Genomic DNA, 7,637 nt, shown 5'->3' with positions numbered 1-7,637 from the left:
CCGACGCATGGTTTACTGTCGCGCCGTTCGACTGACCGAATCTCCACTTCGCCGCTGGCTAACTTCGCTCAGCTGTCGATGTTTCGTTTCGATGGGTTAAAGATAACCTTAGTTATGAGCGATGGCAATAACCTAATTTATAATATCAATCACATAAGTTATAAATTAATGATAACTAAATGAATTTATTTTTGTAAATCATGAGTGCTATGCTTAAAAAAACAGCAGGAGGGATGTGCATGGTTCTGGATGAAGAGCGTATAAGCATGAAAATTCAGGCGATGGGGCGGGCGGTGATGGAATTGTCACTGGCTGATTTACCCATGACCCAGCAAAACATCATCGACAAGCTGAAGCAGTACCGGAAGGAAACAGGAAACGTGACAGGGAAGGGAGCTAACAGGGATGCTGCGGAGTTGGTGAGGAAGGGGCAATAAAAAAGCCCGCACGGGCGGGCAGGTAGTGTTGCGATAGTTATTGTTATCAGCTTCAGGCTGGATAGTTATCGGCAGAATGGGGGATAGCTTTATGGGTGGGCAATAAAAAACCCGGCGCGGTGGCCGGGTTGTGGCATTTAGGAATCAAGATCAGGCAGCATGATTTTCTCAATCAGCGTCAAAGCCCTTTGGTCTCGTTCAGCAAAATATTTAGGAGCGTACTGAGGCAGCCACACTTCATTGAAGTGTTGTTTGAAATCTGCAAGATATTCGTTTGGGTATAGACGTACCGGGAAAGTCCGGCCATCTGGATACTCATGGTTATATGTTGGGAATGTCTTCGGCTCAATTCCCCGGTTGTCACGGAGCCATTGCGAGAAAACCCTACCTTCTGAAATATCAGGGACCATTTTTTCTGGCAGCGTATATCCGGCCTGCTCAAGTGGCGCAACCAAGTTAAACGTCAGTTCATTAAGCATAGAAAAGTGCGTATGAGGAACCCTGCCTCGGTTTGTCATATACCGCTTAAGATGAATAGGAAGTTCGGCAGGAGCTCTTTCGCCTGACATCCACTCACGTACCCATCTTGAAACTTGCACTGCAAATTTTGGAGATAGCCACTGCGCTAAATTAATTGCGATGTCTGGATGAACCCAGGTCCCTTGATTCTCTGCTCTTCCGCCTTTAAATGATTGAATTAACTCCGATATGGGAATCCCCATATCGCGTGATAATTCATCAAAAAAATCTTGTGTTGTTTTTAGTCGTGTATAGTCAGCAAGCAGTTTCCCTGCAGACTTGCACATTGCGGTGGCATTGATGTATCCGTCTTTGGTGCGAAGATGGATGACTTCTCCATCAACTTCCCTGGCGATTAACGCAAGTTGAAACTGTGTCATAAATCATCCTATTGCTGTGAAAAATAAAAATCATCTACCCAAACGTCTCTTCAGGCCGCTACCAGCTATACGCCGACCAAAACACCTTTCCTATCTCACCAGCCGCAGCTTCGTCTCTAACCAAAAGTCTCTTCCGGCCACTGCTACAGTTTGTTGTAAGCTATCGATTCGTGAATAAGCGCTTTACCCATGATGTATAGCTGGTCCTGATTTTCTTCTGTCACATACCAATCTTTGTAAGCCGGATTATCTGAAAGCACGGCTAACTGCAGGCCCTGCATCTGCAGGCGCTTGACATGGAAGTGCTGCCCGAAGACAAATGCGTATACTCCGTCAACCTTGAAGTTCCTCACCGAAACGTCAAAGAACAGGCGATCTCCCGAATGAATCGTTGGGCACATGCTGTCACCGTCTACGGTCATCACCTTCACATCATTTTGAGTGCGGTTCCCGAAAAGAGATCTGGCATGCTCAGTTGTGAACTCAATAGCATGCAGGACCTCAACAAATTCAGAAATCATAAAAGACCCCGGACCAGCGCTTACTTTCAGGTCTAAAACATCAACCCGAAAGACATCAATTGTTTCCGAGACCGGTTGGGCCGCCGATGGCACATTACCATCAATCCGCATTTCCCCCACTCCAGAACTAAGCCATTCCGGCCTTACACCCAGAGCATGAGCTAGCTCGACCATCTTACGGCTGCCGCTCGTTTTACCTGACGTCATCTTTTGAATTGCAGGCTGGGATATACCGACTTTATCAGCCAACTGTCCTTGAGATATGTCAGCGGCCGACATAGCCGCGTTCAGTCGTTCTGCAAATGTTTTCATCTTATCAATATATAACCGAGGTTATGTAGAGTAAAATAACAAAGGTTATGGACAATGCCCATAACTTGGGTTATCTTTTCATTAATCCAGTAATCGGATAGGTAAAATCCATGAACAAAGTTATTCAACGAGCTTTAGAAATCGTTGGCAGCCAGAAGCGACTCGCAGATATTTGCGGCGTTAGCCAGCCAGCGGTTCACAAGTGGCTTAACGGTGGTTCCGTATCTCCGGAAAAAGTAACAGCCATCGTAAACGCTACTGGTGGCGAGATTAAGGCACACGAAATTCGACCTGATCTTCCCGACCTGTTTCCACACCCAGAGAACCATGCCGCTTAACGGCGGCCCTAACCACGAAAGGCAAAGCAATGCATTCACTTGCGTATCAACAGAGTACCGGACTTGAACAACGTCCGTTGATTTCGATTTATCAAAGTGTTCCGCGCAATAACCGTAAGCTAATTCGAATACGGGAGGCAGTTAAGGCCTGGCAAAAAGCTACGCCGGGCCAGTCTCAGGTTCACATTTCTCAGCTGGTTGCGAAAGAGTGGCTGGCGCGCGGCGGGAAGGGGTTGTTACTGGCAGGTTCTGAACACAACACGAAGCAGAACTTCTTCCGGATGATTAACGATCCGGGCCCGAAGAACGACAAGGGGTTGATGCTATTGATCCCCGTCATTATCGACGTGATGGCGCGGGATAACGAGAAAGTGGCGAGAGAGTTCGGTCTTGTCGCAAAGACTGAGGCCGAACTGATAGCCGAGGCCATGAAAGAGTGCACTGAAGCGCATCAGGCGAAGTTACTTGGTCAGCCGATACAACGCCTTGAGAAAGAGGTGAGAGAAGCTGCTGAAGCACTGCTGCGCTTCCTGCCAACTGAATCAATCGCTGCGGTGGTGACAAGTCTGGCCGCTATGGCGCCGGGAGTTATGTGATGGGAAGTATCAAAAATGGCGAAAGCCAGTCTGCGCGAACAGAACTGGCCTTCAAATGCAAATCGTGTGCACTCATTGCAGGAGGAATAATGGCAAAAAATCCACGCTATTACCATACCGCTGTACATAAAAACATAACCCGCGACCGCTTCATCCGCTCGGTTAACCCGATTGTGGCAGAGAAGATGCGCGCCATTCTTGAAGAACTGAAACGTAAGGAGAGTGGCCGTGGGTAACGTATCCAATTTAGCCGAAGCCAGAGAGGCCAGAAGGCTCCAGAAACCGCGCACGAATGACGGTAAGGGGTTTGCCTTGCTGCACCGTAAAATTATGGATGTGCCGTTCTACAAGGACGCTGAGGCGGCTCATTTATGGGTTCACCTGCTCCTGCGCGCTAATCACGAACAGACACTGGTATCGACTGATGTCGGCGATGTGATCTGCGAACGCGGAGAGTTCATTACCGGGCGAAACACGCTGGCAATGGAAACGGGTTTGACCGCTGATCGCGTTAAATCACTGCTCCGTAAATTCAAGAATCTGGGCATGATCACCACCAAATCAAACAACCGTTTTACTGTTCTAAAAGTGGTCAAATATGACGAATATCAGTCAAATTTTTGTCCAGCCGATGTCCAGCCGGTGTCCAGCCCAAACGCAGTAGTACCAATGCCTGTGGAGGTGGAGTGTCCAGCCGATGTCCAGCCAGTGTCCACAGATAACAATATATTAAATAACTTACTACCTAACGGTAGTAAGTATGTCGCAAATGACCAGAAACCCGCTGAAGAGAAAAAGTCCCGTTTGTCATGCGATGAAGTATGGCAATGCCTGAAAGACGAACTGCCTGAAGCCCGGGGATGGAGATGCCTTACTGATGAGCGACGCAATCTGATCCGCACCTTCTGGGGTAAGGCTAACAAGATTGCCCGCAACCTGGACGGCAAGCCGATGGATATGGACGGTTTCAGAAGCTATCTGCGCTACATCGCTCAGAACTGCCGCTGGATGCTTGAAGACCGACCAGACCAGAAATCCGGGAAGACCTGGCGCCGCATGAAATTCGATAAGTTCCTGACCGAAAAGCTCTACATCGAAGTGCGCGAGGGGGATCGTGATGACCGCTGATTTCATGGCTGTACCACAAAACCTCGAGGCAGAGCAGAGCGTTATCGGTGGCCTGCTGCTGGACGATGACAACAGCGAGCGAGTCCAGAAGGTTCTGGCGATGCTCAAGCCTGAGTCGTTCTACAGCCGACCTCACCAGCTGATCTTTGCCGAGATGCGCCAGATGTTCCGCGACAACAAGCCAGTCGATGGTCTGACATTGTTCGACGCGCTTGAAGGCAAAGGGCTCGCTGAGCAGGTTGGTGGCTTTGCTTACCTTGCGGAGATCGCCAAGAACACTCCCAGCGCTGCAAACATCGTAGCTTACGCAGCATCAGTCCGGGAATCCGCAATGGAGCGCTACGGTATCAACCGCCTGACCGAAGCTACTGAGCTGCTGTATTCCCGTAACGGCATGAGCGCTACGCAGAAGTACGAGGCCATTCAGGGTATTTTCACCCAGCTCGCAGACCATTCAAAAACCGGCAGCCGCCGAGGGTTGAGATCGTTTGGCGAGGTTATGGATGACTGGGTAGCAGATCTGGAGAAACGCTTTGACCCTTCAGGCGAACAACGCGGCATGAGTACCGGTATACCGTCACTCGACCGAATGCTAGCGCCGAAAGGTCTGGTTAAAGGCTCTCTGTTCGTGATTGGCGCAAGGCCAAAGATGGGCAAGACAACCCTGTACGGGCAGATGGCGATCAACTGCGCAGTTCGTGAGAAAAAGCCAGCGCTGATGTTCAGCCTGGAAATGCCAGGCGACCAGATCCTCGAGAAACTGGTTGGTCAGAAGTCCGGCATTAATCCGAGTATTTTTTACATGCCCGCCACGGATGACGCCGATGACCAGTACCAGGGCGACTACGACGGCGACTTTAAGAAGGCGATCGCCACAGCCGGGAGACTGAGTGAAATCGACATGCTGTACATCGACGACACTCCTGGCTTGTCACTGGCGCATATCGTTACCGAAAGCCGCCGAATCAAACGCGAGAAGGGCTGCGTAGGCATGATTCTTGTTGACTACCTGACGCTGATGACCGCCGAAAAGGCCGACCGTAATGACCTGGCCTACGGGATGATCACCAAAGGGTTGAAGAACCTCGCTAAAGAGCTTGGCTGCGTCGTCGTGCTGCTGACCCAGCTCAACCGCGAACTGGAGAAGCGAGTGAATAAACGCCCGTTACCGAGCGATTCCCGCGACACAGGACAGATTGAGCAGGACTGCGACTACTGGGTTGGCATCCACCGGGAAGGTGCTTTCGATGACAGCGTGCCGCCTGGAGAAACCGAGTTAATCCTGCGACTCAACCGCCACGGCAGTACCGGCACGGTTTATTGCAATCAGATCAACGGGGCAATTTACGACACAGACCAGCAGGCCGCCGCCGCAGAACGCCGCGGGCGTGAGCAGCAGCCGAAAAAGAAAGGGGGATTCTGATGACCATAACAATCCGTGGGCAGATTCTTGCAGCCCTGCGTAATAACCCGGGCCTGAATAGTGCTCGCATTGCCACCATGATCGGCATGACCACCAAAAAGATTTCCGGCCCGCTAAGCACGTTGTTTGCTGACGGTCTGATCGAGTTCGAAGGCAAGCACGGCCAGCGGCTGTATCGTCTGACCAGCTACGGCATGAAATACGCACCGGAAACCATACCGGCCATGCCGAAGGGAAATTCGAAGCTGGTGCAGCGTACAGATACGAACGTGATCTGCCAGGAGTGCCGGAACAGTCAGGCGATGAGAAGGGTATTGATGGTTTGGGGGAGGGTAGGGGTATGAGCAATCAAGAGTTAACTGAAGTTATCGTAACAAAGTACGCGCTTTCAAGTGGTCCGTTTAAAGTTATGGCCGATGTATCACATGGCGGAACAATGGCTTCGTACAGGCTTCCTGGGTGCTATTTAACGACTGCTCACGGTAAGGATTTTTGGCTGAATGAGGCTGAAGCTTTAGCTGATTGCGAGCGTCGTCGACTGGCGAAAATAAAGTCTCTTGAGAAGCAAAAAAAGAAACTCGAAAGCATGGCTTTCCTCATTGAAGGAGCCGCCCAATGAGCAACATCGACAAACGCGCATTACGTGAAGCCGCCGCAAAACATGGAGATGACGACATCCTGGCCCTGCTGGATGAGCTGGAAGCCAAAGACAAGCAGATTGTTGAGCTGGAGGCGTTAGCGCGTGGCGTGAAGCAGTTCTCGGAGTTCCAGATTTGCCATTACGGTGCCACTGAGGACTATGCGAAGGGCTATATAGACTGCCAGAACAATTACAACAAAGTGCTGTTCGCCGCAGCCGGTAAAGGAGAGTGATCATGGCACTGACGAAAAAACAGCGCGCAGAGCTGCGTATGAAGTTCGGTGGTCGCTGTGCTTATTGCGGGTGCGAATTGCCTGAAAAGGGATGGCACGCTGACCACGTTGAAGCGGTACTGCGCAAATCAGAGCAGTGTATGAAGGCGGCTGCGAAAGGCATCTTCAAACTGAAGGCGACTGGTGAATTCTACAGACCAGGGGCGGATAGGCTGGAAAACCTATTCCCGGCATGTGCGCCATGCAACCTGCTGAAAACCTCCTATTCGCTGGAAATGTTCAGAAAGCAGGTATCTCTTCAGGTCGAGCGAGGGCGCAAGAGCAGCATGAACTTCCGAACGGCAGAGCGTTTCGGCCTTATCGAGGCAGTGGAGAAGCCAGTGGTGTTCTGGTTCGAACAGTATCAGGAAGGAGCAGCATCATGATTACCCTTACCAAAGAATGGCTCCTGACGACCATCGCGGAGCTTGAAGAAGAGCGCGATGCTGTGCCCGGCGCAGTAAACGAAGATGCGTTAATGGCGCTTGCTGCGATGAATATTGCGCTGGCATCGCTCGAAGCGAAGCCGGTGTCAGTCAACGACGATATGGCTTATGCATTCCATCATGCGATATCAGATTCATCATTAGGCTCTGACGAAGTTGAAGAAATTAAGGCTGGGTTGCGTGCTGCATTCGCTAATGTCACCGCCCAGCCAGCGCCGGCATCTGTGCCTGATGATGTCTCTGGTCCGCTTGCTCATGCCTACAAAGAGCTTACGCCTACGTTCATGCGTAACCACATCGACGTATTCGAGCGTTACGGGATTTACCCTGATGGTTCAGCAGGGATTCAGGCTATGCGCATTGCATTGGATGGCATGAACCGCCGCGCCGCCATGCTTCAGGGTGCCGATCGACCACAAAACGAACCGCAAAATATTCCGGAAAATATTCCAGCCACACAGTTTAAGCCGGTAGCAGACCTGTACGGCTTAACCTCACCAACTGGCGGTGAAACATCGTTCACTTTCGACGCTGTTGAAGCTCGCGATTTTATTGATGGCGGGTGGTCATGTCAGGAGTACGTGGAACTTGGACGCTATCAGGAAGCGCTAACGGACCATTCCGA

Annotated in this window: 14 protein-coding genes; 12 read left to right on the top strand and 2 right to left on the bottom strand. The window is 50.9% G+C overall.

What is annotated here, in order from left to right; all coding sequences use genetic code 11:
• Nucleotides 1-183: hypothetical protein (locus tag ACOTX4_RS25230; protein WP_421635484.1), on the top strand; the 183-nt coding region annotated here is incomplete at its 5' end.
• A gap of 56 nt (nucleotides 184-239) precedes the next feature.
• Nucleotides 240-437 carry a hypothetical protein gene (locus tag ACOTX4_RS25225; RefSeq protein ID WP_059596189.1) on the top strand — a complete coding sequence of 66 codons (198 nt, stop codon included), beginning with the start codon at nucleotides 240-242 and terminating at the stop codon, nucleotides 435-437.
• A 137-nt stretch (nucleotides 438-574) separates the two neighbouring features.
• On the opposite strand, the gene ACOTX4_RS25220 is transcribed toward ACOTX4_RS25225, so the two are convergent.
• Nucleotides 575-1,336 carry a KilA-N domain-containing protein gene (locus ACOTX4_RS25220; RefSeq protein WP_045325426.1) on the bottom strand — a complete coding sequence of 254 codons (762 nt, stop codon included), beginning with the start codon at nucleotides 1,334-1,336 and terminating at the stop codon, nucleotides 575-577.
• Nucleotides 1,337-1,479: 143 nt separating this feature from the next.
• Nucleotides 1,480-2,169 carry an XRE family transcriptional regulator gene (locus ACOTX4_RS25215; protein WP_150324689.1) on the bottom strand — a complete coding sequence of 230 codons (690 nt, stop codon included), beginning with the start codon at nucleotides 2,167-2,169 and terminating at the stop codon, nucleotides 1,480-1,482.
• A gap of 110 nt (nucleotides 2,170-2,279) precedes the next feature.
• Between ACOTX4_RS25215 and ACOTX4_RS25210 the strand changes: the two genes are divergently transcribed.
• From ACOTX4_RS25210 to ACOTX4_RS25165, 10 genes are all read left to right on the top strand, one after another.
• On the top strand, nucleotides 2,280-2,507 hold the full coding sequence (locus ACOTX4_RS25210) for a transcriptional regulator (RefSeq protein ID WP_016042179.1): 228 nt from the start codon (nucleotides 2,280-2,282) through the stop codon (nucleotides 2,505-2,507).
• 29 nt (nucleotides 2,508-2,536) lie between these two features.
• Nucleotides 2,537-3,103 carry a toxin YdaT family protein gene (locus ACOTX4_RS25205; protein ID WP_045325428.1) on the top strand — a complete coding sequence of 189 codons (567 nt, stop codon included), beginning with the start codon at nucleotides 2,537-2,539 and terminating at the stop codon, nucleotides 3,101-3,103.
• Between the two features lie 89 nt (nucleotides 3,104-3,192).
• Complete coding sequence (locus ACOTX4_RS25200; protein WP_015571544.1) at nucleotides 3,193-3,339, top strand: hypothetical protein; 147 nt, start codon at nucleotides 3,193-3,195, stop codon at nucleotides 3,337-3,339.
• The gene (locus ACOTX4_RS25195; protein WP_150324690.1) at nucleotides 3,332-4,231 is read left to right on the top strand and encodes a DNA replication protein; all 900 of its coding nucleotides are present in this window, start codon (nucleotides 3,332-3,334) and stop codon (nucleotides 4,229-4,231) included. The genes ACOTX4_RS25200 and ACOTX4_RS25195 overlap by 8 nt, the downstream gene beginning before the upstream one ends.
• A complete protein-coding gene (locus tag ACOTX4_RS25190) occupies nucleotides 4,221-5,654 on the top strand; it encodes a DnaB-like helicase C-terminal domain-containing protein (RefSeq protein ID WP_421635483.1) in 1,434 nt (477 codons plus the stop codon). Before ACOTX4_RS25195 ends, ACOTX4_RS25190 begins: the two co-directional genes overlap by 11 nt.
• Complete coding sequence (locus tag ACOTX4_RS25185) at nucleotides 5,654-5,998, top strand: ArsR/SmtB family transcription factor (protein ID WP_214603823.1); 345 nt, start codon at nucleotides 5,654-5,656, stop codon at nucleotides 5,996-5,998. Before ACOTX4_RS25190 ends, ACOTX4_RS25185 begins: the two co-directional genes overlap by 1 nt.
• Nucleotides 5,995-6,273, top strand: a complete 279-nt coding sequence (locus ACOTX4_RS25180) for a hypothetical protein (RefSeq protein ID WP_063162572.1) — start codon at nucleotides 5,995-5,997, stop codon at nucleotides 6,271-6,273. Before ACOTX4_RS25185 ends, ACOTX4_RS25180 begins: the two co-directional genes overlap by 4 nt.
• Complete coding sequence (locus ACOTX4_RS25175) at nucleotides 6,270-6,527, top strand: ead/Ea22-like family protein (protein WP_214603822.1); 258 nt, start codon at nucleotides 6,270-6,272, stop codon at nucleotides 6,525-6,527. The genes ACOTX4_RS25180 and ACOTX4_RS25175 overlap by 4 nt, the downstream gene beginning before the upstream one ends.
• A 2-nt stretch (nucleotides 6,528-6,529) precedes the next feature.
• Nucleotides 6,530-6,952 carry an HNH endonuclease gene (locus ACOTX4_RS25170; RefSeq protein ID WP_194303609.1) on the top strand — a complete coding sequence of 141 codons (423 nt, stop codon included), beginning with the start codon at nucleotides 6,530-6,532 and terminating at the stop codon, nucleotides 6,950-6,952.
• Nucleotides 6,949-7,637 (top strand): hypothetical protein (locus ACOTX4_RS25165; RefSeq protein WP_421635482.1); only part of this gene is annotated, 689 nt, incomplete at its 3' end. The genes ACOTX4_RS25170 and ACOTX4_RS25165, both read left to right, overlap by 4 nt.

This window comes from Enterobacter cloacae complex sp. IR5459 (assembly GCF_049238005.1).
In the GTDB taxonomy this organism is placed as follows: Bacteria; Pseudomonadota; Gammaproteobacteria; order Enterobacterales; family Enterobacteriaceae; genus Enterobacter; species Enterobacter hormaechei_C.
Note: the sequence above shows the minus strand (reverse complement) of the source record. Positions and strands in the feature narration are given on the sequence as shown.

Coding starts and splice junctions, on each gene's coding strand:
- ACOTX4_RS25225 (WP_059596189.1), top strand. CDS start 240: ATGGTTCTGGATGAAGAGCGTATAAGCATGAAAATTCAGGCGATGGGG.
- ACOTX4_RS25220 (WP_045325426.1), bottom strand. CDS start 1,336: ATGACACAGTTTCAACTTGCGTTAATCGCCAGGGAAGTTGATGGAGAA.
- ACOTX4_RS25215 (WP_150324689.1), bottom strand. CDS start 2,169: ATGAAAACATTTGCAGAACGACTGAACGCGGCTATGTCGGCCGCTGAC.
- ACOTX4_RS25210 (WP_016042179.1), top strand. CDS start 2,280: ATGAACAAAGTTATTCAACGAGCTTTAGAAATCGTTGGCAGCCAGAAG.
- ACOTX4_RS25205 (WP_045325428.1), top strand. CDS start 2,537: ATGCATTCACTTGCGTATCAACAGAGTACCGGACTTGAACAACGTCCG.
- ACOTX4_RS25200 (WP_015571544.1), top strand. CDS start 3,193: ATGGCAAAAAATCCACGCTATTACCATACCGCTGTACATAAAAACATA.
- ACOTX4_RS25190 (WP_421635483.1), top strand. CDS start 4,221: ATGACCGCTGATTTCATGGCTGTACCACAAAACCTCGAGGCAGAGCAG.
- ACOTX4_RS25185 (WP_214603823.1), top strand. CDS start 5,654: ATGACCATAACAATCCGTGGGCAGATTCTTGCAGCCCTGCGTAATAAC.
- ACOTX4_RS25180 (WP_063162572.1), top strand. CDS start 5,995: ATGAGCAATCAAGAGTTAACTGAAGTTATCGTAACAAAGTACGCGCTT.
- ACOTX4_RS25175 (WP_214603822.1), top strand. CDS start 6,270: ATGAGCAACATCGACAAACGCGCATTACGTGAAGCCGCCGCAAAACAT.
- ACOTX4_RS25170 (WP_194303609.1), top strand. CDS start 6,530: ATGGCACTGACGAAAAAACAGCGCGCAGAGCTGCGTATGAAGTTCGGT.